Below are 26,286 nucleotides of genomic sequence, written 5' to 3' on the forward strand. Positions count from 1 at the left end.
CTTAATAAAATCTAGGTGAGATGTATCTTTTCTGTAAGCCTAATATGTCAAAAGTGTATAACAATACAATCTCGTGACTCCCATTATTAAAGCTGTTAAGATCACTTACATTAAAATCGTAGCTATAACCTAATTTGAGACTGTTTGTGATATTAAAGCCGGCAAGAGCTGCGATAGCATCTTGATGTCTATATGAGACACCTAGCTCAAATTTATCATCATAAAGTGCGTTTACAGAGAGGTCAAAAGTAAGTGGTGCACCACTCACCCACTTTGCTACACCAGAAGGCTTGATCTTGAGCATATCTGTCACCTCATAAACATATCCAGCCATTAAGTAAGCAGTAGGATCCTTTTTATAAAGTACAGAGCTTCCTCCATCTTCAAATCTATTTTCTATTTTATAAGGAATCACACTAGGAGAACTTAAGCCTACGTAATAATTTTCTTTAAAGAGAAATACCCCAGCACCTACATTAAGAGATGTTGTCTGGCCATTTTGAAAGGCTTGGTCACTTGTAATATTTTGCCCCGTAAAATCAAGACTCTGGTTATCTACCCCTAGTTTTAACCCAAATGATAGATTAGTACTTTCTGCTACATTAATTCTGTAAGCAAAGTTTACATTAAAATTATTTGTAGTAAGTACATCTCCTATCTGGTCATTTACATAATTAACACCTATCTCTACTCGCTCGTTGAGTGGGATGTTTGCAAAAACGTTTGCTGTGGTAGGAGCTCCTTCAAGACCTACCCATTGCGATCTGTATAGACTCCCTATGCGTATGAGTCCTGGCTCATTAATCATATATGCAGGGTTTACCACACCCTGATTGTACATATACTGCGTGTACTGTGGTTCTTGTTGTGCGAGCGTAGATAAACTACAAAATGCCGCTAGTATGAATAATCTAAATTTCATAATATGCTTTTTATTTTATCTACTTAAGTAAAAGTTACCGTCTATAGGTTCTGTCTCCGAGTCGTTTGGATAAAGGATATAGAAATACACACCCGTAGGTAATTGATCTCCTAGTCCTGAGCCCGTGTTTGCACTTCCGTCAAAGGCTGGAGTATTTTTATTTCCTCTATACACGATCGTTCCGTATCTATTAAAGATTTGAATATCAAAATTTGGATATAAATCTGGGTACGTTCCTAAGTCTAGAAAATCGTTTTGACCATCACCATTGTCAGACACCCCGTCAGATATCTCTTGTTGGCAGCTACCATCTGTAAGTGGTAAGATATCGGCTAGGTATGAAACTCTTTCAGACTCACAACCATTTTCATCTATGGCAGCCACATAATACGTGACATTATTTTCTAGCAATGTGGATAATGGTAAGGGGGAGCCCGCTTCCGCGAAAGCGTACCAATTATAAACTGCCGCTCCAGTAACTAAAATATCTCCCAAAGTCTGATCATCATTAATACAAAACGTCTCTGGATTTGCTACCGAAGGTGTATCTATCGCAGTTATAGTAAAATTGATAGTCGCATCATCATCACCACAGTTGTCATTTTCTACGAGGTACATATATGAGAATGTCCCAGGTTCAAAATCACCTATAGACAGTAATCCATCCTCTATAGTAAGCGATGTATCTAGATTAATAAACTGTCCCGTTACATCTGCCCCATCGCTCAAAAAGTCAAAAAGCGAGAGTATATAATCACCAGGACAAATAAAGGTGTCTAGATCTTCTCCTGCATTTGCGATTCCGTTTACAGTGACATTTACCCAAGCAAAGGCCTCTGGACACACATCTGTAGCAGCAATGGTATAAATATAATCTCCATCTAGAGCGGTCATAGGGTCTATTATCGCTTCGCTTGAAGAAGAAACATAACCACCAGGACCTGTCCAAGTTCCTGTTGTATCTGGAGTACCAGACAGTGATAAAAATAAATCAAGTGGCGCATCATCTTGACACAGTACAATACTTGAGGTAATACCCGGATCTTCTTGCTCAAAGACTGTAAAGTCTAGTGTAGCTTGGGCATCACAACCATTTTCTGTAGTGGTCGCATATATAAAACTAAAATCCTGCTCACCATCTATCTCCGGAAAGAAAAAGAAGTTATCTACCACTTCACCTGTTACCGCATCTGTAAACTCACCTAGAGGTCCAGAATAAATAACCTCAACACCGTTTGTTTCTAACAATGAGATAAGACTCACAAATCCAGCCTCGTCACAAATAGTAACACCAGCAGTATCTTCTCCAGGATAATTATTTTCAAAAAATGAAACTGTAACTGTTGCACTTAATGCTTCGCAAACACCGTTTGCTGGTGCCGTATATATATAGTTACCTTCGGCATTTATTGTAGGGTCAAAAATTGCTTCATTATCTGTAGTTATATATCCATCAGGACCTGTCCAAGTTCCCGTTGTAGCAGGAGTACCTTCTAAAAAGTCAAATAAGTTTACAACATCATCTACAGCACAGGTCTCATAAATTGCGTCTACACCTGCACTTACACTTTCAAATATGGTAAACTCTAGTGTCGCACTATCTATACAACCGTCATCTGAAGTTGTCGTATAAGTAAAATTAAAGGTCGCTTGCCCATCTATCTCTGCATATAAAAATGGATTTGCAACTTCCTCGCCACTTACCGTATCTGTCCACACTCCTTGTGTTCCTTCATAAATAGTATCTGTATCATTTGTATCTAATAAATTGATAAGATCAATAGGAGACTCTGCATCTACATCACATATCTCTACGCCTGCGGTATCTTCTCCTGCATACAGAAACTCAAGTAGCGTTATACTTAATGTTGCCATATCTTCATCACAACTTTCATTGCTAGGCACGGTGTATACATAATCTCCTGCGGCATTAGTCGCTGGATCATAATTTGCTACATTATCTGTAGTAGTGTATCCATCTGGACCCGTCCAAGTACCATTAGTATCTGGACTTCCTTCTAGTAGCGTAAAAAGATCTACCTCTTCACTGTTTCCGCAAATGTCTACCAGAGTATCATCTCCGGCTTCATATTGCTCATAAATAGTAAAGCTCAATGTAGCACTATCTGTACAGTCACTAGCGCTAGTTGTTGTGTTGTATACAAAATCAAAGGTTTGTGAACCTCCAGTAATTTCTGGAATGACAAAGTTATTATCTACCACAGTAGATGTTGCTGTGTCTGTCCATACACCATCTGGCCCTACATATACTGTTTGTACACCATCTGTCTCTAGTAAATCTGTAAGTGTAAGTGTTTCTTCATTCTCACAAAATTCAAGATCTGCAGTATCTTCTCCTGCATAGTTTGGGTTTGTAATGATTAGGGTAATTTGAGTAGTTTGAGTATCACAGGGATGATCCTCATTAATTTCTGAAGAACACCCGTAAGGTATTTCAAAAATTTGTTCTTCTATTGCCTCTGCATTATACTCCTCATCTACAGTAAACTCAAAAACATATGTTCCAGCAGCTGTGAGAGGATCGAGGTTTGATAAATCTATAGTACCTTGACTTGTATACTCTGGATCTTCTGTCGTTGTAGCGATATCACCTGTGTTAGAAACTAATCCTAAATCTGAAGGTCCAGAAACCAATGTCCAGTTAGTGTAATCATTATTAGGATAATCATACAGCACTCCATTTTCTGTAGTAAATTCTACATAATCATATAGATTTAAACTTCCCAGCGTTTCATCTGTAGTACAAAATGTTGCTTCATTTTCATTTTGACTAAAAGGTCTTACCGATTCATAAAATGTAAAACCTATGGTACTTGTCGCATCATTACAAACGGTAGACCTACTTTCTACAAAATATTGGTACTCGTAAGTTCGTGATCCAAACCTGGGGTTACTCATTACTAGATCTGCATAAACTTGAGCAAGATTAATTACAGAATCTGCTGGACCCGTGATTTGACCAGTAGGATCTGTCGCATCTAGCCATATTCCTTCTATATTTTCGTTTACTAAAAACTCATCTTCTAATAAATCAATATCTCCATCATAATTACCAGCTATAAGTTCTGTATCACAGATATTAAATTGATTTGCAAATCCAGCAAAAGGTTCTCTTACCACAGATACTGTGACGGTTGTAGACTGCTCTGCATCACAAGGTGTTATACCTGGCACTGTATAAACTAGCTCAAATGTCTCTTCATCTACAAGCGGCGGACCCTCTTGATATGGAATATTTACATTAAGAAAACGATTACCAGATATAGATGCAAAATTAGGGCTCGACCCAGTATATGTCCAGACGCCATTACTATGCGGACTAGGATTAGAAAGCATAGTTTGAAACAAGTCAATCTCTGTAAACTGCATACACTCTGCTGGTGGTGCAGGCTGGCATACCTGTAGATTTATTGCCCCATCCATCGTGTTTGCAACAGTACCAGAATAAGGACCTAGTACTATATTAAATAAGTATTGCACATCTTCTGGACAGCCAGATGTACCGCTCAAAAATTCAAATTGATAGTCTGTATCTAGTTCTGAAGAGTTATCAAGATCCCATAAATAGAGATCACCAGTAACCACATCAAGTGCAAAATTAAAGTTTGGGTCAAACCACATACCATCTGCAGCAGTAATCGTTGTACCACTCAGCGCAGAGAACTCGTCATATAGATTTATGATTCCATCTGGAGTACCGTTGTTATCACCGTCTACAACAGTCATATCACAGACAGTAAAAGTCTCTGTGTCACCACATTGTGCAAATGTTGTTGTAGCTACGGTTACAAAAAAGATAAGAAACAGGTATAATTTCCCCATAATTAGACTGGTTTAGTGTCGCAAATATAGGTGAGACCTCTATAAAAAACTCGTTATAGTGCTTATTTGTATAGTTGTACTACATAATTGTATGATTAATACTACAAAAAAGCTATGCGTTATCTTCTATAAATTAGATTTTGTAGTGATGCGTTTAATACCGCTTTCGCGAAAGCGCAAAAAAAAATCCCCTTAACTTTACGTTAAAGGGATTTTCATATATATAGTGTCTCAGTAAATTATTGATTTTTATTAAGCAAATATTTCACTTCTTCAAAAATCTATACTTCGACTACGCTTAGTAAATATTACTTAACTTCTTCGAAGTCTACGTCTTCTACATCACTAGCAGTATCTCCGCCAGCATCTGGTCCAGCTTGTGCATCTGGTCCTGGTTGCCCAGCAGCATCTGCTTGTGCTTTGTACATCTCTTCAGATGCAACTTTCCAAGCTTCGTTGATTTTATCTAGTGCTGGAGTAATCGCGTCTACAGACTTAGTCTCGTAAGCTGCTTTAAGCTCTGCAAGTGCATCTTCGATAGGCTTCTTCTTATCGTCAGATAATTTATCACCAAACTCAGTAAGTTGTTTTTCCGTTTGGAAAATCATACCATCTGCCTCGTTTATTTTATCTGCAGTTTCTTTTGCTTTTTTATCAGACTCTGCATTTGCTTCTGCCTCTGCTTTCATCTTTGCAATTTCTTCTTCAGATAGTCCAGAAGATGCCTCGATACGAATATCTTGAGATTTTCCAGTTGCTTTATCTACTGCACTTACTTTGATGATACCATTTGCATCAATATCAAAAGCTACCTCAATTTGTGGTACACCTCTTTGTGCTGGTGGGATATCAGTTAACTGGAAACGACCTATCGTTTTGTTATCTGCCGCCATAGGGCGCTCACCTTGTAGTACGTGTATATCTACACTAGGCTGATTATCTGCCGCTGTAGAGAATACTTGTGACTTCTTAGTAGGTATTGTAGTGTTTGCTTCTATAAGTTTTGTAAATACATTACCCATAGTCTCAATACCTAATGAAAGTGGTGTTACGTCTAGTAGTAATACATCTTTTACATCTCCAGTAAGTACTCCTCCTTGTATTGCTGCTCCTACGGCAACAACCTCATCTGGGTTTACTCCTTTTGACGGTGCTTTACCAAAGAACTTCTCTACCGCTGCCTGTACTGCAGGGATACGAGTAGATCCTCCTACAAGAATAATCTCATCGATATCTCCTGTACTTAATCCAGCAGATTTAAGTGCTGTCTGGCAAGGCTCTATTGTTCTTTTTACTAGGTCGTCTATTAACGCTTCAAATTTTGCACGGCTCAATGTACGTACTAAGTGCTTAGGCCCAGAAGCCGTTGCAGTTACATAAGGAAGGTTAATTTCTGTCTGTGTAGAAGAAGAAAGCTCAATCTTAGCCTTTTCTGCAGCTTCTTTAAGACGTTGTAAAGCCATTGGGTCTTTACGTAGGTCCATATCCTCATCTGCAATAAACTCTTCTGCTAGCCAGTTTATGATTTTTTGATCTACGTCATCACCACCTAAGTGTGTATCACCATCTGTAGATAATACTTCAAAAACGCCATCTCCTAGTTCTAATATAGATACATCGTGTGTTCCTCCTCCAAAGTCAAAAACAACGATTTTTTGATCTGTATCTTTTTTATCAAGACCATAAGCAAGTGCTGCTGCTGTAGGCTCATTTATGATACGCTCTACTTTAAGACCTGCAATCTCTCCAGCTTCTTTTGTAGCCTGACGTTGAGAATCGTTAAAGTATGCTGGAACTGTAATTACAGCTCTTGTTACATCTTGTCCTAAGTAATCTTCTGCCGTTTTCTTCATTTTTTGAAGCGTCATTGCAGATAATTCTTGAGGTGTATATAAACGGCCATCTATGTCTACACGTGGTGTATCATTGTCACCTTTTACTACTTTATATGCTGCACGCTCTGCCTCTTTGCTAGATTCAGAAAACTTGTTACCCATAAAACGCTTTACAGAAGCGATAGTCTTTGTAGGGTTTGTTACAGCTTGTCTTTTTGCAGGGTCTCCTACTTTAATCTCACCACCTTCTACAAAGGCAATGACAGATGGAGTAGTTCTCTTACCTTCTGCATTAGGGATTACCGTAGGCTCGTTACCTTCCATTACAGCAACGCACGAGTTGGTAGTACCCAAGTCAATTCCTATTATTTTACTCATTATATATGTATTTAAGTGTTATTTAATTTTTTCAACACTCACAAATAGACAAGGAGTATGCCATCGGTCAAAGTATGACAAGGTGTCATTATTAAATAATAAAGGTTTTAATTACGCTTTCGCGAAAGCGTAAAACCACATAGCACCACTCACTACTCTAATCAACCAACTATTAACCATCGCAAAGCAAACATCTTACAAGCAACTACAAAAAGGGATTTCATATAATTTGAAATAATTTTAACGTAACTTTTGTTTAATAGTATTGTTGCAAGGTTAAACATAATGTATCTTTACATCAAACAACGAATATTATGGCAACTGTAAAGAAAACGACTAAAAAGACTACTGCCAAGAAGAAGACAGTAAATGCACAAGTGCTCATTACAGCATATATGGAGTATGTGCTAGAGCACGGAGAAGAACCAAAAACGATTTACAAGTTCTGTAAAGAGCACAATATAGAAGAAGCAGAGTTTTATAAATTCTTTGGCTCTTTTCAAAATCTTAAAGCAGGTATATGGAATGCTTTCCACACAAATACCGTAGGTGTGCTTCACAAAAACAGTGATTTTGAATTGTACACCAATAAAGATAAAATGCTCTCATACTTTTTTACAATGTTTGAGATGCTTACTGCAAACAGAAGTTACGTGCTTGTAGCACTAGACCAGCATAAAAATATGCTCAAAAATATGAGCCAGCTCAAGGAGTTGAGAGGTCACCTTACCTCTTTTGCAGCAGACCTTATAGAGGCTGGTAATGATGAGAAGAATTATAAGATTACAAAAAATCCTGTACGCCTTTTTAAAGAAGGAGCTTGGGTACAGTTTTTATTCTTACTTAAATACTGGATGGAAGATAACTCTCCTGCCTTCGAAAAAACAGATGTGGCTATTGAAAAGTCTGTAAATGCAATTTTTGACATTTTTGAAACCACACCGCTAGAAAGCATTATAGACTTTGGAAAATTTTTATTCAAAGAAAATTTTACAATGGCAAAGTAGTACTATAAGTACGCACGAGGTTTTACCTCAACTCAATAAAATAACAGCCCCTATGGGCATCATTATATGAAAACAATAGACCACATACCTACTAATAAACTCCAGAGAGCCTCAAAGCTTGTAAAGACTGGCGTAAAGGTGGGTGCAAACTATGCAAAATATTACGGTAAGAAGGTCGTTAATCCATCGCTCACAAAAGAGCAACTTAATGAAGATAATGCTGAAGATATTTATGATGGCTTAAAAAGTCTAAAAGGTAGCGCACTCAAGGTGGCGCAAATGCTTAGTATGGAGAAAAACATTATGCCTAAGGCATATGTAGAAAAGTTTTCTCTATCACAGTTTAGCGTTCCTCCCCTATCTCCACCCTTAGTGCGTAAAACCTTTAAAAAATATCTGGGTAAATACCCAGAAGATCTCTATGATACGTTTGCGGCTCAGAGTGTTAACGCGGCCAGTATAGGTCAAGTGCACCAAGCGACATTAAATGGGAAAAAACTTGCTGTGAAAATCCAATATCCAGGAGTCGCAGACAGTATCAGTAGTGATCTTGCCCTTGTAAAACCTATTGCAAAGAAGATGTTTAATCTTCAAGGCGAGGGTAAAGAAAAATTTTTTAAAGAGGTAGAAGATAAACTGCTTGAAGAGACAGATTACAATCTAGAGCTAGCACAAAGTATCGCAATGACAGAAGACTGTGCTACCATACCTAATCTTGTATTCCCAACTTACTATCCAGACCTATCTAGTGAGCGCATACTTACTATGGACTGGATGGATGGGGAACACTTAAGTGAGTTTGTAGCACATAATACAGATCAAGAAGCGGCAAATAAGCTGGGACAAGCACTATGGGATTTTTATATGTACCAGATGCATATTTTAAAGCGCATACACGCAGACCCTCACCCTGGTAACTTTATGGTAGATAAAGACCATAATCTTATTGCCATAGACTTTGGTTGCATCAAGCACGTACCGCAAGATTTTTACATACCTTACTTTGACCTTGCAGAACCGTCAAATATAAATGACCCTAATATTTTTAAGCAAAAATTATATGAGCTAGAAATATTACGAGATGATGATGATGCAGAGACAGTAAAGTTCTTCTCGGCACTATTTCACGAGATGCTCAGCCTCTTCACACAGCCTATGCATCAAGAAGAATTTGATTTTAGAGACAGTACGTTTTTTGATCAAATTGCCGTGCTAAGCGAGAAGTATAGTAAGGATACAGAAATACGTAAGATGAATGGTAACAGAGGTAGTAAACACTTCTTATATATAAACAGAACATTTTTTGGACTTTATAACTTGATGCACGATCTCAAAGCACAAATAAAGGTCAATAATTTTAAGAACTATGTACCCACAGACTCTGTGGCATAAAGGTTAATAATTGTGTTACTTTTTGTGACATGTTATTGGTTAGGTTGTTTTTTGAAAAGAGCGCTTTTAGTCGGGCGCTCTTTTTGTGTTTATAAGTCATTCATACTATGCGTGCATACTAAAATTATTATAGACACTTTATCTAGCCCTTAAGATAAAGTATATTTACACGCTGGGAGTTTTTACGCTTTCGCGAAAGCGTAATTACCCTCAAACAATTTTCAAACACAGCTTATGTATAATTCCAAAATTACCGGACTAGGTAAATACGTCCCAGAAAATGTGGTGACAAATGATGATCTATCAAAACTGATGGATACTAATGATGAGTGGATACAAGAACGCACCGGAATAAAAGAGCGTAGACATATCAAAAAAGGAGATGGTAACTCTACCGCAAAGATGGGTGTAAAAGCTGCAACCATTGCTATAGAGCGTGCTGGACTTACTAATAAGGATATAGATATGATAGTCTTTGCGACACTCAGCCCAGACTATTACTTCCCTGGCTGTGGTGTGCAAGTACAGCACTTAATGGGTATGGAAACCGTCCCTGCGCTAGATGTAAGAAACCAGTGTTCTGGATTTATCTACGCACTTGCAACGGCAGACCAGTTTATAAAATCTGGTATGTATAAAAATGTACTGGTAATAGGATCTGAAAATCATAGTGGAGGTCTAGATTTTACCACTAGAGGACGTAGTGTGTCTGTAATATTTGGTGATGGTGCAGGTGCTGCAGTACTTTCTAGAGAAGAAGATACGACTAAAGGTGTATTATCATCTCACCTACACAGTGAGGGAGAGCACGCACTAGAGCTATCTCTTAAAGGACCAAGCACAGAGCAATGGGTACCAGAACTTATAGAGACTAACCCGCAAGAAGATATCCCTTACTACCCATATATGAATGGGCAGTTTGTATTTAAAAATGCCGTGGTACGCTTTTCTGAGGTGATTATGGAAGGTTTACAGAAAAACAAACTTGATGTAACAGATATCGATATGCTTATACCGCATCAAGCTAACTTACGTATCTCGCAGTTTGTGCAGAAAAAGTTTAAGCTTAGTGATGATAAGGTGTATAATAACATCCAGAAGTACGGAAACACAACGGCTGCTTCTATCCCTATCGCCCTAACAGAAGCTTGGGAGAATGGAAAGATAAAAGAAGGAGATACTGTAGTGCTAGCTGCCTTTGGTAGTGGGTTTACTTGGGCCAGCTCTATTATAAAGTGGTAGTATAACCTCGTATTGAGATTTTAATAAAAAAAGTCCGCAGTAGTATCATACTACTGCGGACTTTCTTTTTGTGCTAGGTCTATAATTATTTCCAGCCTTTCTCTTTCACTAGGTTTGCAATGTGCATATAGTGATGCATACTGTGCCAGGCATATTGCCCTACATTTTGTTTCAAGTTATAGGTTTTATCACCTGCAGGGTGAATAAATGTTTTAGACAGTTGCTCATCTGTGAGCGTTCTTAATAATCGTACAAGTTTATAATGTACCACCTCAAGGTGACGTAGTGACCACTCTACTGGCATACCTTCTAGATCTGGGAGTGCCGTCCACGCATTTTCATCGTAGGGTTTTATAACTGGGTTTTCTTCTGTGAGTGCCCATTTAAAACGCGTATAGCTGTTGTGATGACTATCTGCTAGATGATGTACTACTTGTCTCACGTTCCATCCTTCTGGTCTGTAAGGCGTGTTTAACTGCTCATCACTCATCTCGCTTGTCATATCTCGTAACTGAGCTGGCATTACTTCTAGAATGTTAATCCACTCTGTAAGCTTCTCGTTTGAGATATCTGTGGGCATCGAATATTTTCCTATTGGGTATCTTAACTTTTCCATAGTCTCAAAAATAGAAAAGTCTCTGCGCCTTTACACATAATTGTTATCACACCTTATTAACAACCACGAGACTATGTGCTTACAGAACCTATTAAAAACAAAAAAAGGTCTGGCATAACACCAGACCCTTTAAAACTATATAATTGTACTCCTTACTTTACAGCAACAAGCTCTACATCAAATACGAGTGTAGCGTTAGGTGGTATTACACCACCAGCTCCTGCACTACCGTAAGCAAGATCTGAAGGGATTACTAAACGTGCTTTATCTCCTACATTTAATAAAGCGATACCTTCATCCCATCCTGGGATTACTTGACCTACTCCTAGTTGAAAATCTATAGGTTGGTTTCTTTTAAAAGAACTATCAAAAACAGTTCCGTCAGGAAGTGCTCCTTTATAGTGTACAGAAACTGTTTTACCTTTTTCTGCTTTTACACCATCTCCTTTTTGAATAATTTGGTAGCGTAGTCCGCTATCAGTAGTATCAAATCCTGTTGCTAGTGCTTCTATCTCTGCTGCTTGTGCTGCTCTCTCTTCTTCTATACGCTTAGCTCTAGATCCTTCGAAGGTTCTAAATGCTTCTACCGCGTTCCAAGCCTCTGCCTCTGCTCCTACACGTATGATTTCGATTTTTTCCATCTCATCACCTTGTGCTACGCTATTTACTACGTCTTGCCCTTCTACTACGTTTCCAAAAACAGTGTGCTTACCGTCTAACCAGTCTGTAGGGATGTGTGTTATAAAGAACTGAGTTCCATTTGTTCCTGGTCCAGCATTTGCCATAGATAATTTACCTGGAGCATCGTGCTTAAGATCTGGATGAATCTCATCGTCAAATTTGTATCCTCCATCACCAGTTCCAGTTCCCAGTGGGCAACCTCCTTGGATCATAAAATCAGGAATGACACGGTGAAATTTTAATCCGTCATAGTAAGGTGTTCCTTGAGGTTTTTGAGAGTTCTCTAGGTTTCCTTCTGCTAGGGCAACAAAGTTTCCTACTGTTCCAGGAGTTTTCTCGTGCTCAAGCTTAAGTGTTATTTCGCCCTTTGGCGTATGAATTTTTGCGTAAATACCGTCTTGCATTATCCTTGTTTTTAATGAGGTGCAAAGATACTATTTACCTTTGGGAAGGCAAATGAGCAGGTTTAAAAATATACTAAGTTTAATATAATCTTAGCACTTACCTTAAAGACTGGTACTCTTATAATTACCTAGCAACCTCTATTACTTCAAGATTCTCGATGCGACCCTCGTGTATGGTAAACCTGAGCATTGTGCGCACTTTATGAAAACCGTGCTTCCCTATTGCACCCGGATTCATATGTAATAGTCCCAGTTTTTTATCTGGCATCACCTTTAAGATATGACTATGCCCGCATATAAACAGTTTAGGCGGTCGTGCATAAATTTCTTCTCTTATAGCAGGCGAGTATCTTCCAGGGTAGCCTCCTATATGAGTAATTAATACTTCTACGCCTTCACATATAAAACGATTGTTAAGCGGGAATTCTTGTCGTGCTTCTGTGGTATCTATATTACCATAAACGGCTCGTAGCGGCTTTAATTTTTTAAGCGTGTCTGTTACTTTTAGATCACCTATGTCACCTGCGTGCCAGACCTCATCTGCCCATTTTACGTGGCCTAGAATGTGGTCATCTATATAACTATGTGTATCGCTAAGGAGGAGGATTTTTTTCATTTGAGTGCGCTTTCGCGAAAGCGTATATTTGCTACAAAAATACAACACGGTGCGCTATTTTATTGAGCTTTCTTATTTTGGAAAAGACTACCACGGCTGGCAGCGGCAACCTAATGCTGTTACCGTGCAAGAAACCATAGAAAAAGCACTGAGTACCATCTTAAGAAAACCTGTACTCATAATGGGTGCAGGACGTACAGATGCCGGGGTGCACGCTACACAGATGTATGCCCACTTTGACTGGGATGATGATTTAAGTCTTGATAATAAATTAAAAAATCTTACCTATAAACTCAATAGGTTTTTGCCTCCAGACATTGCCATAGATCGCATTTTTAATGTGAGTGATGAGGCTCATACACGTTTTGACGCGACATCGAGATCTTATCTATATCGCATTGCAAAACGTAAAAATCCTTTTAGTACAGAGCAAGCACACGCTATAGTATATGATATAGATCTAAGCCTTATGAATGAAGCAGCGGCAGCGTTACTAGATTATTCAGATTTTGAATGTTTTTCTAAATCAAAGACAGAGGTCAACACGTATCTTTGTGATATTACTAGAGCGCAGTGGCTAGAAACCGAAGATGAGTACCACTTCCATATTACGGCAAATCGATTTTTGCGCAATATGGTACGTGCCATTGTAGGCACATTACTAGAGATAGGGCAAGGCAAAAAACCTGTCTCGTGGATACACGAAGTAGTAAAAGGAAAGAGTAGATCACAAGCAGGGTCTTCTGTACCGGGACACGGCTTATATTTAACAGAGATTATATATCCAGAAACAATTTATATAAACAATGGGAGAGACTAAAGGAAAAGCTTTTGACACACAGTTGTTCAAACGACTACTTGCCTTTACGAAACCTTATCGTAGCAGGCTTTACATAGCCGCAGCGGGAGCGATTATCTTATCTGTTTGTGCAGCGCTACGCCCTTATTTTTTAAAGAACGCCATAGATCTAGGGATCTCACAACGCTCTGCCACAGACTTATTTTTTTACTTACGCCTTATGGCGGTTGTACTGGTAGGTGAGGTCGTTTTCCAGCTTATGTTTATCTACTTCTCAAACTGGATAGGCCAGCAGGTTATAAAAGATATACGTGTTAAACTCTTTGACCATATGCTTGGGTTCAAAATGCAATATTTTGACAAGTCTGCAGTGGGTCGTCTAGTGACTAGAGCTGTAGGTGATATAGAGACAATCTCTAGCATATTCTCTCAAGGGCTGTTTATGATTATTGCAGACCTACTTAAAATGAGTGTCGTTTTAGGTTTTATGTTTTATGAGAGCTGGAGACTCACACTTATTGTACTTGCTGTATTCCCGATTATATTATACGCTACCCGAGTTTTTCAGCGAGCGATGAAGCTTGCCTTTGAAGAAGTGCGCACACAGGTTTCTAACCTCAACACCTTTGTACAAGAGCGTGTGACAGGTATGAAAATTGTACAAATTTTTAATAGAGAAGCCATAGAGCATAAAAAATTTAATGCTATAAATAACAAGCACAGAGATGCCTGGAATAAGACTGTGTGGTATAACTCTATTTTCTTCCCTATTGCAGAGATTTGTACAGCGGTGACTATAGGTCTTATTGTGTGGTATGGCGGTCTTAAAGCAGCACAAAGCGACATTGTAACGATAGGTTTAATTACTGCCTTTATAAGTTACATACAGATGCTTTTTACACCACTACGCCAGATAGCAGATAAGTTCAACACCTTACAAATGGGTATGGTGGCCGCAAATAGAGTATTTACCATACTAGATACAGAGTCTTCTATTACAAATACAGGTACTCTAGAATTAAACGATGTAAAAGGTGTTATAGATTTTAAGGATGTACACTTCTCGTATGTACCCGGTGAAGAAGTACTTAAAGGAATATCGCTAGAAGCTGCTGCTGGAGAAACCATTGCTATTGTGGGCTCTACTGGTGCAGGTAAATCTACCATTATCAATCTACTAAGTAGATTTTATGAGATAGATAGGGGGCAGATATTACTAGACGGCACAGATATAAAAGACATAAAGCTTACAGATTTACGTAAGGAAATTGCTGTGGTATTGCAAGATGTATTCTTATTTGCAGATACTATACTCAATAACATCACGCTACAAGACCCATCTATCACAGAAGAGGAGGTTATAGAAAGTGCTAAGGCTATAGGCGTACATAAATTTATATCTAGCCTACCAGATGGATACCACTATAACGTAAAGGAGCGTGGCTCTATGCTCTCTAGCGGCCAGCGACAGCTTATTGCTTTCTTAAGAGCTTATGTAAGTAATCCTTCTATACTTGTGCTAGATGAGGCTACCTCATCTGTAGATTCACATAGTGAGCAGCTTATACAGAAAGCTATTAAGAAAATAACAAAAGGACGTACCTCTATCGTTATTGCACACCGCCTAGCAACCATCAAAAAGGCTGACCAAATTATCGTGATGGAGAAAGGAAAAATCATCGAGCAAGGCACACATAAAGAGCTACTTAAAAAAGAAAATGGTCATTACCGTAATCTTTACGAAGTACAGTTTATGCAGGCTGAGGCAAGTTAAACCGTCCTGAATAATGTTATTGTGAAGGGTAACATATTACTTTGCAGATACATCCCTGTCAAATGTCACAAGCGACACTTGCTCAGACTTACCTTTGAGAAGTTCATCTCCTACTTTTACCACTCTTGTGTTTCTAGGTAGTTTTTTAAGCAAATCTGCAAAGGCTTTAGACGCTAGCACATCTACACCTTTATCATTACACATTCCTTGTATACGCGCCGTTGTATTGAGTACGTCTCCAGAAAATGCAATGTCACGTTTTATTTTACCCAGCTCACCTACCATTACTTGACCATAGTGAAAACCTACCTTAAAATCTGGTAAGGCATTATAACGTTTATAATAGCGCACAGATTTTTTATAGATAATATTTTTCATACGGTAATAGCAACGTAGCGCATTTGCGTTTTTAACACCGTTTTTCATCTTCCAGGTGATAACTACCTCATCACCCACATACTGATACACTTCTCCCTTAGTTTGCATTATAGCAGGAGCGATATCATTAAAAAAATCTTTAAGAAAGTTAAAATACTCTTGCTCGCCTAGCTTTTCTGCAATGCGTGTTGCATCTCTTATATCTGCAAACATAAAGATGCGGGTTTCATTTTTTGGCAAGAAGTAACGCCCCATCAAGTAGTCTGGAAAAACGCCCGGCCCATACTTATCATTTATCATTAAAATTATGAGTGTGAGCAGTACGATAAACAACCATATTACAAAGTTCTTTATAAATATGTGCTCTGTATAAAACTGTAATACCCTATCTAAAAGCTCTTGACTACCTATGGCTAGACCTAGCGAGTCACTATAAAAATAATAAGCCCCTATGGTACCCACTACCATAGCAATCACAACATAGAGAAGGGTTATAAAAATAAGCGCCTTCCAGAAGGCATACTTACGTAGCCAGAGCTCCATTATATTTACCGTAAAAATACCGCCAAAAAGCCCAGCAACGATAGACACAAGTAAGTTAGCCTTAAACGACACCTCCATATCAAAATTAGACGTAAGCGCATTTGCAGAAACTAGTGTTGCATAATCATACAAGAAAATAATATTTGATATGAGCGTCCACGCAAGCAAGATCCACAGTGCTCTACGCACATAAAATATGATCTCATTTCTGGTCAACTCATTTCTAAAAATCTTCATACTATAATATCTGGTATCAATATAGGTATACTCCTATCAGAAAGATGTACTTATTAAGAGAGATTTATGAGGTTTTAATAACGCTTTCGCGAAAGCGTACTCCTACTGCGGTCTATTTTTAATCATATCTGGAGTAATCTCTAGTATATCTTCAAGTCGCTTTACACTGTCTTGCTTTATGGAGTCTTTGATTTTCTTTTCCCTAGCAATTTCCTCTCCTTTCTTCTTACCTTGCTCAAAGGACTCTCGCATAATTTTTACAAATGACGATTCATTTTCTGCCGGTTTTCCATCATTTTTGAGAAGATTAAAAATAAGCACCCCACAGAAAATTCCACCTACCACTGCGGTGATTGCGGTTAATACTACTCCAAACAATGCCGTTTTAAGTATAATCCCAGCAGCATCTAATTTAAAGAGTCTTTTAAGTACATAACCTATGTAAAGAACAGCAAGTGGCATCCCAGCAAAACCTATAATTTGAAAAGCAGTCTCACTCCACATAAAACATATGTATAATACTGAGGTTATCATAGCTGTATGTGAGTAGGCATATAAATAGATGACCAGATGCTCAACAAAATTATACTTCTTATAGTTCCAGAAAACAATTCTTGAGATAACTGCAAGTAGTGGTATTGCAGCAAAATAAAACATAGACTGATAGTCTGTAGCTAGCTCTATCCACTCCTCTGCCCAGCCCTCTGCAAATTTCTTTTGCATTGCGAGTTGTTCTGGGTCTGAAACAAACATTGTAGACGCATCTGCCTGCATACCCGTAAAAACATCTGCAAAATAGTTTTTAAGTAAAAAACTGTAAACTCCTGCAATGGTAAGTGCAATAGCAAAGTAACTGAATGCGGGTAAGTACTTCTTACGCATTCCATTCATATAACCTCCTATAACCTCATCTGGGCGTGTAAACATCGCTACAAATGTTCTAAGAAAGGAGTTTTCCAGATTTAAAAAGCGATCTACAAAATCTTCTATTAGATTACGCCAGGTGAGTCTATTATAAATACGCTTTCCACCGCAGTGCGAGCAAAAACGCTGGTCTAGGGCTATATACTCTGCACAGTTTATGCAGGTATCCTCTACTTTTAAAAGATTGTTTTGCTTCTTTAAAGCTTTTTTTTCTGCCCTGGAGAGTTTACTCATTTGATTGATTGATTGATTGATTGATTGATTTAGAATCACAATAATACTAAAATTACAAGTATGTTAAAGTCACTCTATACTATCTTGAGTTTTCTGTACTGGTATTGGCAAAGATTGTGGGGTAAGAGATTTAAGCCTTAGGCTATCTTGCTTTATGCTATCTCTCTTTGCTCTTCTTGCATCGTGAGATTTCTTTACAGATTCTATAAGCGGGTCAAAAGAACCTGCTGTATACATTGCTGTACCTATAATGGCACTTAACAAAATGCTGAAAGGAACTATAATTAACAGAAAAAAACCTGTTTTAAGAACCAGACTTTTGACACTTAAATTAAACACGCGATACAAGACATATGCCGTGTAAAAAAACGGTAATGTAGATACAAACAGGCTTACTATAATTTGCCCAGCAGCAGACCAGCCCGCAAGTATAAAAAGTACATTAGTTATAATTTGAGTTTGTGAGTATGCATAGAGATATATCACAATGTGCTCTATAAAATTTACCTCCTTATAATTCCAGAAAACAATTTTTGAAATCACTGCAAAAAATGGAATGTATAGAAAGCTTATAAAGGAGTTATAATCAAATATAAAATTTACAAGCTCCATCACACCATCACCACCATTAGATTGTGCACCGGCTTCTAGACCTGTAAAGAATCCATTAAACAGTCCATTTTCTGTATCTAAAAACCAATTTCTAAATAAGAAAATGTAAATACTCCCTATAGTAAGTGCCACTGCAAAGTAGCTAAAGGCAGACATATAGCGCTTTCGCAATCCACCTATATAACCATTTATGACATCTTCTGGCTTTGTAAAAAGGGCAATAAACGTTTTGAGAAAGACATTTTCTATATTGAGAAAACGCTCTGTAAAATCCTCTAGTAAATTGCGGGTATTAAGCCTGTTGTGCATACGCTTTGCGCCACAATGAGAACAAAAGCGCTGGTCTAAGTCTAATGGAGTACCACAGTTTTTACAACTCTCTGAGATTACAAGTAGCTCTCGCTTTTGCTTCTTAGGCGTTTTTGCTTTTGCCTTTTTAGGGAGCTTTTTAGACTTTTTATCTGCCATTGTTTACGTAAGTTCTGTCTCTAGTAGTATGCGTAAATCGTCTATCGTTTTATAGAGTACAAACTCTCCGTCCTTTATATAGCTTATTGCACCAGACTCCTCACTCACTACCAGTGCGAGCGCATCTGTCTTTTCTGTAATACCTACGGCAGCTCTGTGTCTAAGTCCAAAACGTAGTGGGATGTCACGCTCTTGTGTTACGGGTAATATGACTCTTGTAGCTGTAATTTTATTTTCTTCTATAATCATCGCCCCGTCGTGTAGGGTTGAGTTTTTATAAAAAACACTTTCTATAATAGGTCTGTTTACTTCTATCTCCATCCTGTCTCCCGTATCTTTTACAAACTCGAGACTGGTATCTCTTCTTATGATAATAAGTGCTCCCGTTTTTGAAGCAGCCATATTCTCGCAAGCAGTGAGAACTGCATTAAGATCTAAAGCCAGCGTACCTTCCTTTTTAGAAAAATTAAAGTTTTTAAAGAGTCCTCCCTTAGTGAGGTTTGTACTACCTATGAGGAGTAAAAATTTACGTATCTCCTGCTGGAAAACGACTATAAGTGCAAACATCCCCACACCTATAAACTGCCCCAATATGGTACTAAGCATCTCCATCTTAAGCAAGACGGTGAGTTGCCAGATCAAGTAGATGACTACGATACCTATAAAAATGTTTATCGCAACCGTACCTTTTACCAGTCTATAGAGGTAAAACATTAAGATGGCTACGAGTAAAATATCGATGCCGTCTAGGATGCGTAAATTTTCTAAGATTTCCAAAAATGTGAGATTTACGTAAAAATAGCAGAAATAGCCTAAGCACAAAATACTAAGCCATAAAAAGCGAGGATAATAATTACTCAATTATATGACATCAAGTTTAATAGTGTGACTACACTTACGTTTTCAATCTGAACAATCACTGCAATTAATAGTGGTTTTGAGTGCGCTTTCGCGAAAGCGTACCTAGTAACTCTCCTCTACTATTTCCACTTGATGTTGCACCCCATACTTGGTTTTTGCAGGGTTGCTTGTGGCTTGCTGTTAAAGATATTATCTAGTGCTTCTCTCAGGTCTCTACCGTTTACCGGGATTCCATTACCTGGCCTACTGTTATCTAGCTGCCCTCTATACACAAGACAATCATCTGGTCCAAAAACAAAGAAATCTGGTGTGCAGGCAGCATCATAGTTTTTTGCCACCTCTTGTGTCTCATCAAGTAGATACGGAAATGTAAAGCTGTTTTTACGAGCATTTGCCCACATCATCTCTGGGCCGTCTTGCGGGTATGCTACTATGTCATTACTACTTATCGCCACAAAGCCAAAACCGAGCACACGATAATCGTTTGCGATGCGCACAATCTCATCTACCACGTGTACTACAAAGGGGCAATGATTACATATAAACATCACCACTGTGCCGCGCTCACCCTTAATATCGTGATAACTGCAAAGCTGGTTTGTAACCGTATCAAGCAGTTGAAACTCTGGAGCCTTTGTACCTACCGGTAACATGTTAGATGGAGTAAGTGACATATAATTTCTTTTGTAATCTTAATAATTAACACCCGCACTATGTAGGTGTTCTCATACTGTATGATAAGACGCAACAATATGCTAGACGTTACGTATAATCATAGCTAAAATAAAAAAACCACCTTTTTCGAAAATGAAAAAGGTGGTTTACATTAATGTGTTGTGCTAGGCACTCTCACATTATTTAATCATCTCATAAGAGCGTTTTATAAAGCTAGTAAGCTCTTCACCCTTAAGTAGATTTTGAGATAGTTTTGCTAGGTCAAAAGACTGCGTGATCAAACGTTTTTTAGTCTCGTCTGTATCTGCATTGAGTATTTCTGTCACCAGCTCGTGGTTACCATTTACTACTAGGTTGTACATCTCTGGCATATTACCAAACATATTCATACCTCCGCCACCACCGGCTTGTTGCATCTCCTTCATACGGCGCATAAACTCTGGCTGTGTGATGATAAATGGTGCAGCATTACTATCCATTGCTTCTACTTGTACCGTATAAGACGTGTTTGCAATAGCATCTGTAATAGCTGTTTTTACAGTCTCCTTCTCAACGTCAGAGAGTTTTGAGATTTGCTCTTCGTCCTTTTTGATAAGGTTATCTATATGATCACCATCTACACGTACAAAAGTTACGTTTTCTTTACTAGTCTCTAGCTTCTGGATTAAGTGAGATACAATAGGAGAATCTAGTAATAATACTTCATATCCTTTGTCTTTTGCGCTCTGTATGTATGAGTGCTGTGCATCTGTATCACTTGCATAAAGTACAACTGTCTTCCCGTCTTTATCTACTTGGTTTTCTTTGATTTTTGCTTCAAGCTCTTCCCAAGTAAAGAATGTATTATCTACTGTAGGATATAGTGCAAACTTATCTGCCTTTTCAAAGAACTTATCTTCAGATAACATACCGTACTCTATAACGAGTTTGATGTCATTCCATTTCTTTTCAAAATCTTCTCTGTCGTTATTAAAGAGTGACTTAAGCTTATCTGCAACCTTACGAGATATGTAACCAGATATTTTCTTTACTGCTCCATCTGCCTGTAAATAACTACGAGATACGTTAAGTGGGATGTCTGGAGAGTCTATCACTCCTCGTAGCATCGTTAAGAATTCTGGTACGATACCCTCTACGTTATCTGTAACAAAAACTTGGTTTTGATATAACTGTATGCGATCCTTTTGCATATTCATATCCTGCCCTAGTTTTGGGAAGTATAAGATACCTGTAAGGTTAAAAGGATAATCTACATTAAGGTGTATATTAAATAACGGCTCGTCAAAGTTTGCTGGATACAGTTCCTGGTAGAAGTTTTTATAATCTTCTTCTTCAAGATCTGCTGGTTGCTTTGTCCAGGCTGGGTTAGGGTTGTTTATAATATTATCAACCTCTTGTGTAGGAGCTGGATCTTCTTCCTTTGCATCTTCTGGCTTAGGAAGCGTCTCTGTCTTCATACCAAACTTAATAGGCACTGGCATAAACTTGTTGTACTTAGAAAGCAGTCCCGCGATGCGTCCTTCTTCAAGAAACTCTGTACTATCTTCTGCGATGTGTAAGATAATCTCTGTACCGCGCTCTGTCTTATCTGCCGCTTCTAGAGTAAAGTTAGGACTACCATCACACGTCCAGTGTGCTGCTGGCTCATCTTTATGTGACTTTGTAATAATCTCTACCTTCTCTGCCACCATAAATGCCGAGTAAAAACCAAGACCAAAGTGCCCTATGATTCCTGTATCCTTAGCACCATCTTCATACTTGTTTAAAAACTCCTCTGCTCCAGAAAATGCAAGTTGGTTAATATACTTCTCAACCTCTTCTTGCGTCATACCAAGACCTTGATCTATAATATGAAGCTTCTTCCCTTCCTTGTCTATTTTTACTTCTATCTGAGGATTTCCATACTCAGCACTAGACTCACCTATAGAGGTAAGGTGTTTTAACTTAAGGGTTGCGTCTGTTGCGTTTGAGATAAGCTCACGTAAGAAAATCTCGTGATCACTATATAAGAACTTCTTAATAAGCGGAAAGATATTCTCTACCGATACATTAATTTTTCCTGTTGACATTGTATATATGTTTTAAAGTGTAAAATTTGAGTCTTGCTTAAAGCGAAAAAAGTACCACAATGCGATATGTGACAAACTGACATTTTACGACAGTACATTATAGAGATCACTGTCTAGTAGCAATGTCTTTACGAAGTAATGATGAGGTGGGTTATTACGCTTTCGCGAAAGCGTAATAAAAAGAAACCCCAGCATCATAATGATACTGGGGTTCATATATAAGAGTATGTTTATGCTATTATAAACTAGCAGATAAGTTTTGTAATGAAGGCTTTTTAATCGCTTCTATATTTGACACATCATAGCCAGAAAAACGCTTCATATAGCTACGTATACTTGTACCAAAGGCATCTTGAAAACCAGTAGCTCCACCAGAGCGTAAAAACTTCTTTACACTACCAGGCCCAGCAAGGTGTGCTGCAGCGAGTATACCAGACTCGGTAACGCGCACGCCAGAAATCCAGCGACCTTCATATCGTTTTATATCACGACGTAAGACCCATTTATTACGAGAGGCATTAAGCAAAAAGGCTTGTTCTTGCAGTACAGGATTCTCTAAAAACTCAGAGCCATCTTGAATACCTAAAAGATCTAATGTAGATGCACCAAACTGGTACTTACCTAGATATCCAAATCTGTTTATAGTAAGATAATCACCGCGAGATTCTTTAAAAGCAAGTGCTTCTTTAAAACCGGTATAATTTTTACCAGTAAGCGGTGTAGGGTTAAATACAAAAGGGGTTTGAACCGTCTCCTCCGGAAGAGGAACACTAAAGTCCATAGCTATACCATCTGTGGTATAGTGAGAAAAATCATATGTTTTTTCTGATTTGTTTGACACTATCAGAATACCTAACATAAGAGGCAATACAGTAACTTTTATCAAGTTCCTAACCATATAAATACATTTCGACAACCAAGAAATTACTATTTAAATTTCTCTTAGGGTGCTGTCTGTTTCGGCGCGCAAAAATACAACCTTTAAAGATTACCAGAAAAACTTATTTTAATTTTTTGGCAAAACTTTATGAATCGCTGATTTTATGACACTTACACTCACAAAATAAGTTTAACTATAACGTTTTAGCATATTTTAATGCAATTTAATACAAGTATAAAATTACTTAAAACGTCAATTGTCACATACTACAACGCAAAAATAATTCAGAAAATACAACCAACTATAAGGTATAACACCATTTTAACATACGGGCATCTACCTGTTTTTACACCTCTCTGAGTTCGGGTATAAAAAAACCCAAACACTAGGTTTGGGTTTATATAATTTTATGAGATGCTATCTTAACGATGGATCTTCTTGCTGTTTATCCACCTTCTATATGCGGCACTATTTGCATTGTGTTGCGATAGTGTCTTTGCAAACTTGTGATAGCCAAAATTTTCTACATCTGCCACAAAGTAGTAGTAGTTATGCTTCTCTGGATTAAGAACCGCCTGTATTGCTGTTACGTCTGGCATAAATATAGGCCCTGGTGGTATCCCTCTATTTCTATACGTATTATAAGGAGAGTCTGTCTCTAGATCTTTATATAGCACGCGCTTTATCACCATATCCCAGTCATTTTTAGTGCGCTTTACGGCATATATAACGGTAGGGTCTGCGTCTAGTTTTATTCCTTTTTTAAGTCTATTAAGGTATACGCCTGCTACTCGTGGTCGCTCATCTGTCTTTGCGGTTTCCTTCTGTACGATAGATGCAAGTGAGTACACCTCTGCCGGTGTGAGATTTAATTTTTCGGCTTTTGCGAGTCTGGTTTTATTCCAGAATTTTTTGTGCTCACTAAGCATTCTCGCTCTAAAATCTTCGGCGCTAGTGTTCCAGAAAAATTCATAACTGTTAGGAATATACATAGTAAGTGCCGTGTCCTTATTAAAATCGTGCTCACGTAAAAAGTTTACATCTAGCATTGCACTAATAAGTGAGGTACTGTCTGCCTCTATCTGTGTAGCGATACGGCCGGCCATATCCTCTAGGCGCTCTTGGTTATTAAAAGCCACCTTTACAGGCGCATTTTTAACACGAATGGTATTAATAATATCATTATTACTCATACCCTTCTTAATGATATAGTGACCCGGTTTTACGTTAGACACATATCCCTTTTTCTGAGCGACAGATGCAAATGCATCGACATCTTTAAGTAATGGCGTAAGCTCTGCCGTTACATCATTAAAATCTGCTCCCGTAGGGATGTATAAATGAGCGCGCTCATTATTAAACGCTGTGTTATCAGAAAAAATAGCGTCGTAAACCGTGTATGCAAAAATACCGCCTACTACTACGCCCACTATCCCGATGATTAAAAGTATTCTCTTGATGTACATTTATAATATGTGTTGATATAATAATTCGTTTGTAAATGATTCTTCACCTGTGGTTAGGTCACGCCTGCGTCTCCATTCTTTTTTTATGCCCACAAGCTCAAACCCTGCTTTTTCAAAAAGTGCTATGCTTGCTTTATTCTCATCTCCTATGTTTGCATATAACTGGTGCATATGGAGATGTGTCTTTGCATACTTTTTAAGTAAGGCTATCGCCTCACTGGCATATCCCTTGCGCTTTTCTGTTTCTGTTGCAATCACAACGCCGACTCCCGCGCGTAAATTATGAGGGTCAAAGTCAAAGAGGTCTATAAGACCCAAAAAAGCTCCAGACGTTACATCACAAATAGCAAGACGCAACTGTCGCATCTCAAAAATATCTTTGTGCGCATTTGCCAGGTATTCCTTAAGTACAAACTTTGAGTAGGGCGCTAGCGTCTCCCCTACAAACCAGAGTGCCTCATTATTTTCTATCTCATAAAGCGCCTCTAGATCTTCTAGCTCTAGGGCTCGTAAAGCTGTACGTGTACCTCGTAGTGTTAACATTGCCACTCCCCTTTAAATACAAAGGTCGCAGGACCTATAAGATATACATTTGTATAGCCCGTAGCTGTTTTTGTAAAAGACACCGCTAGTTTACCACCCTCTACATCCAGCTGTATATTATTTTTTGAAGTCACACCATTATTATGTGCCGCAATCGCCACAGCGGTAACTCCCGTACCACAACTCAAGGTCTCATCTTCTACCCCACGCTCATAAGTGCGCACGGCAAAGTGACCATCTTCTAGCTCTTGCACAAAGTTTATATTACTTCCAGCCTCCCCATAAAGCGCTCCATAACGTATGGCTGCACCTTCTTCTTTTACCGCAACGGTTTTTACGTCACTCACCATTTTAATGTGATGTGGCGACCCGGTATCTAGAAAGCTATATTCTGGTGTTGTTTTAATTTCTGCAACATCTTGCATTTTAAGATGTACAATTCCATCTTTTACGGTGGCCTCGTGCATCCCATCTACCGCTTCAAAGGTAGCGTGGGTATCTATGAGTGATAATGCTTTCGCGAAAGCGACCAAACATCGCCCACCATTACCGCACATACTACTCTCATTACCATCTGCATTATAATACACCATTCTAAAATCTGCCGAAGGGTGACTTTCTAGCAGCATTAAACCATCTGCCCCTATGCCAAATTTACGGTCACAGAGTTGTGCAACAAGTTTGGTATCATCTTTGGGAAATATATCTAGACGGTTATCTATGATTACAAAATCATTACCGGTGCCTTGATATTTTGAAAAAGAAATTGTCATTTATGCTCAATATAAGCGACAAAAGTAGCAAATATCAAACTCCTTTTTGATGTTAAATGCCAGTTAAATAGAAACCGACAGAATACTAAATTTTTAATTTTAACGATTATTGAT

Annotated in this window: 22 protein-coding genes; 5 read left to right on the plus strand and 17 right to left on the minus strand. The window is 38.3% G+C overall.

Annotation, left to right across the window (positions count from 1 at the left end; genetic code table 11):
• Position 1: 1 nt before the first annotated feature.
• From Q0948_RS01350 to dnaK, 3 genes are all read right to left on the minus strand, one after another.
• Positions 2-922, minus strand: coding sequence for a type IX secretion system membrane protein PorP/SprF (locus tag Q0948_RS01350; protein WP_021778667.1), 921 nt, complete (start codon positions 920-922; stop codon positions 2-4).
• Positions 923-937: 15 nt separating this feature from the next.
• Positions 938-4,765, minus strand: a complete 3,828-nt coding sequence (locus tag Q0948_RS01355; RefSeq protein WP_298348268.1) for a gliding motility-associated C-terminal domain-containing protein — start codon at positions 4,763-4,765, stop codon at positions 938-940.
• 308 nt (positions 4,766-5,073) lie between these two features.
• Positions 5,074-6,978, minus strand: a complete 1,905-nt coding sequence (gene dnaK, locus Q0948_RS01360) for a molecular chaperone DnaK (protein WP_298348266.1) — start codon at positions 6,976-6,978, stop codon at positions 5,074-5,076.
• Between the two features lie 314 nt (positions 6,979-7,292).
• Here dnaK and Q0948_RS01365 point away from each other — a divergent pair, with 314 nt between their 5' ends.
• The 3 genes from Q0948_RS01365 (at position 7,293) to Q0948_RS01375 (ending at position 10,619) form a co-directional block, all read left to right on the plus strand.
• The gene (locus Q0948_RS01365) at positions 7,293-7,985 is read left to right on the plus strand and encodes a TetR family transcriptional regulator C-terminal domain-containing protein (RefSeq protein WP_298348264.1); all 693 of its coding nucleotides are present in this window, start codon (positions 7,293-7,295) and stop codon (positions 7,983-7,985) included.
• A 66-nt stretch (positions 7,986-8,051) separates the two neighbouring features.
• Positions 8,052-9,377, plus strand: coding sequence for an AarF/UbiB family protein (locus Q0948_RS01370; RefSeq protein ID WP_298348262.1), 1,326 nt, complete (start codon positions 8,052-8,054; stop codon positions 9,375-9,377).
• Positions 9,378-9,611: 234 nt separating this feature from the next.
• The gene (locus Q0948_RS01375) at positions 9,612-10,619 is read left to right on the plus strand and encodes a 3-oxoacyl-ACP synthase III family protein (protein ID WP_298348260.1); all 1,008 of its coding nucleotides are present in this window, start codon (positions 9,612-9,614) and stop codon (positions 10,617-10,619) included.
• A gap of 85 nt (positions 10,620-10,704) precedes the next feature.
• Here the strand turns inward: Q0948_RS01375 and Q0948_RS01380 are convergent, their stop codons facing one another.
• The 3 genes from Q0948_RS01380 to Q0948_RS01390 form a co-directional block, all read right to left on the minus strand.
• Positions 10,705-11,235: a YfiT family bacillithiol transferase gene (locus Q0948_RS01380; RefSeq protein ID WP_035324490.1), complete on the minus strand. Its 531-nt coding sequence runs from the start codon at positions 11,233-11,235 to the stop codon at positions 10,705-10,707.
• A gap of 152 nt (positions 11,236-11,387) precedes the next feature.
• Positions 11,388-12,320 (minus strand): peptidylprolyl isomerase, encoded by a 933-nt coding sequence (locus tag Q0948_RS01385; protein WP_021778660.1) that lies wholly within the window; start codon positions 12,318-12,320, stop codon positions 11,388-11,390.
• A 124-nt stretch (positions 12,321-12,444) separates the two neighbouring features.
• Positions 12,445-12,936 carry a metallophosphoesterase family protein gene (locus Q0948_RS01390; RefSeq protein WP_298348251.1) on the minus strand — a complete coding sequence of 164 codons (492 nt, stop codon included), beginning with the start codon at positions 12,934-12,936 and terminating at the stop codon, positions 12,445-12,447.
• A 49-nt stretch (positions 12,937-12,985) separates the two neighbouring features.
• Here Q0948_RS01390 and truA point away from each other — a divergent pair, with 49 nt between their 5' ends.
• Positions 12,986-13,756: a tRNA pseudouridine(38-40) synthase TruA gene (truA, locus tag Q0948_RS01395; RefSeq protein WP_298348249.1), complete on the plus strand. Its 771-nt coding sequence runs from the start codon at positions 12,986-12,988 to the stop codon at positions 13,754-13,756.
• A complete protein-coding gene (locus Q0948_RS01400; RefSeq protein WP_298348246.1) occupies positions 13,743-15,509 on the plus strand; it encodes an ABC transporter ATP-binding protein in 1,767 nt (588 codons plus the stop codon). The genes truA and Q0948_RS01400 overlap by 14 nt, the downstream gene beginning before the upstream one ends.
• Before the next feature lie 36 nt (positions 15,510-15,545).
• On the opposite strand, the gene Q0948_RS01405 is transcribed toward Q0948_RS01400, so the two are convergent.
• The 11 genes from Q0948_RS01405 to dapF all read right to left on the minus strand — a co-directional run bounded on the left by Q0948_RS01405 (position 15,546) and on the right by dapF (position 26,172).
• Positions 15,546-16,667 carry an adenylate/guanylate cyclase domain-containing protein gene (locus Q0948_RS01405; protein WP_298348243.1) on the minus strand — a complete coding sequence of 374 codons (1,122 nt, stop codon included), beginning with the start codon at positions 16,665-16,667 and terminating at the stop codon, positions 15,546-15,548.
• Between the two features lie 102 nt (positions 16,668-16,769).
• A complete protein-coding gene (locus Q0948_RS01410) occupies positions 16,770-17,825 on the minus strand; it encodes a DUF3667 domain-containing protein (protein ID WP_298348241.1) in 1,056 nt (351 codons plus the stop codon).
• A gap of 69 nt (positions 17,826-17,894) precedes the next feature.
• Positions 17,895-18,905 carry a DUF3667 domain-containing protein gene (locus Q0948_RS01415; protein WP_298348239.1) on the minus strand — a complete coding sequence of 337 codons (1,011 nt, stop codon included), beginning with the start codon at positions 18,903-18,905 and terminating at the stop codon, positions 17,895-17,897.
• A 3-nt stretch (positions 18,906-18,908) separates the two neighbouring features.
• Entirely contained in the window at positions 18,909-19,682 is a 774-nt protein-coding gene (locus Q0948_RS01420) for a diadenylate cyclase (protein WP_021778653.1), read from the minus strand.
• 203 nt (positions 19,683-19,885) lie between these two features.
• A complete protein-coding gene (locus Q0948_RS01425) occupies positions 19,886-20,440 on the minus strand; it encodes a thioredoxin family protein (protein WP_298348235.1) in 555 nt (184 codons plus the stop codon).
• Positions 20,441-20,620: 180 nt separating this feature from the next.
• Positions 20,621-22,510: a molecular chaperone HtpG gene (htpG, locus tag Q0948_RS01430; RefSeq protein WP_298348233.1), complete on the minus strand. Its 1,890-nt coding sequence runs from the start codon at positions 22,508-22,510 to the stop codon at positions 20,621-20,623.
• 84 nt (positions 22,511-22,594) lie between these two features.
• The gene (locus tag Q0948_RS01435) at positions 22,595-22,726 is read right to left on the minus strand and encodes a hypothetical protein (RefSeq protein WP_298348231.1); all 132 of its coding nucleotides are present in this window, start codon (positions 22,724-22,726) and stop codon (positions 22,595-22,597) included.
• 22 nt (positions 22,727-22,748) lie between these two features.
• On the minus strand, positions 22,749-23,408 hold the full coding sequence (locus tag Q0948_RS01440) for a peptidoglycan-binding protein LysM (RefSeq protein WP_298348229.1): 660 nt from the start codon (positions 23,406-23,408) through the stop codon (positions 22,749-22,751).
• Positions 23,409-23,812: 404 nt separating this feature from the next.
• Positions 23,813-24,856 carry an endolytic transglycosylase MltG gene (mltG, locus tag Q0948_RS01445; RefSeq protein WP_298348227.1) on the minus strand — a complete coding sequence of 348 codons (1,044 nt, stop codon included), beginning with the start codon at positions 24,854-24,856 and terminating at the stop codon, positions 23,813-23,815.
• The gene (locus Q0948_RS01450; protein ID WP_298348225.1) at positions 24,857-25,399 is read right to left on the minus strand and encodes a GNAT family N-acetyltransferase; all 543 of its coding nucleotides are present in this window, start codon (positions 25,397-25,399) and stop codon (positions 24,857-24,859) included.
• Entirely contained in the window at positions 25,393-26,172 is a 780-nt protein-coding gene (gene dapF / locus Q0948_RS01455; protein ID WP_298348223.1) for a diaminopimelate epimerase, read from the minus strand. The genes Q0948_RS01450 and dapF overlap by 7 nt, the downstream gene beginning before the upstream one ends.
• Positions 26,173-26,286 lie beyond the last annotated feature (114 nt).

The sequence above is a fragment of the uncultured Dokdonia sp. genome, assembly GCF_947496725.1.
Classification (GTDB): domain Bacteria; phylum Bacteroidota; class Bacteroidia; order Flavobacteriales; family Flavobacteriaceae; genus Dokdonia.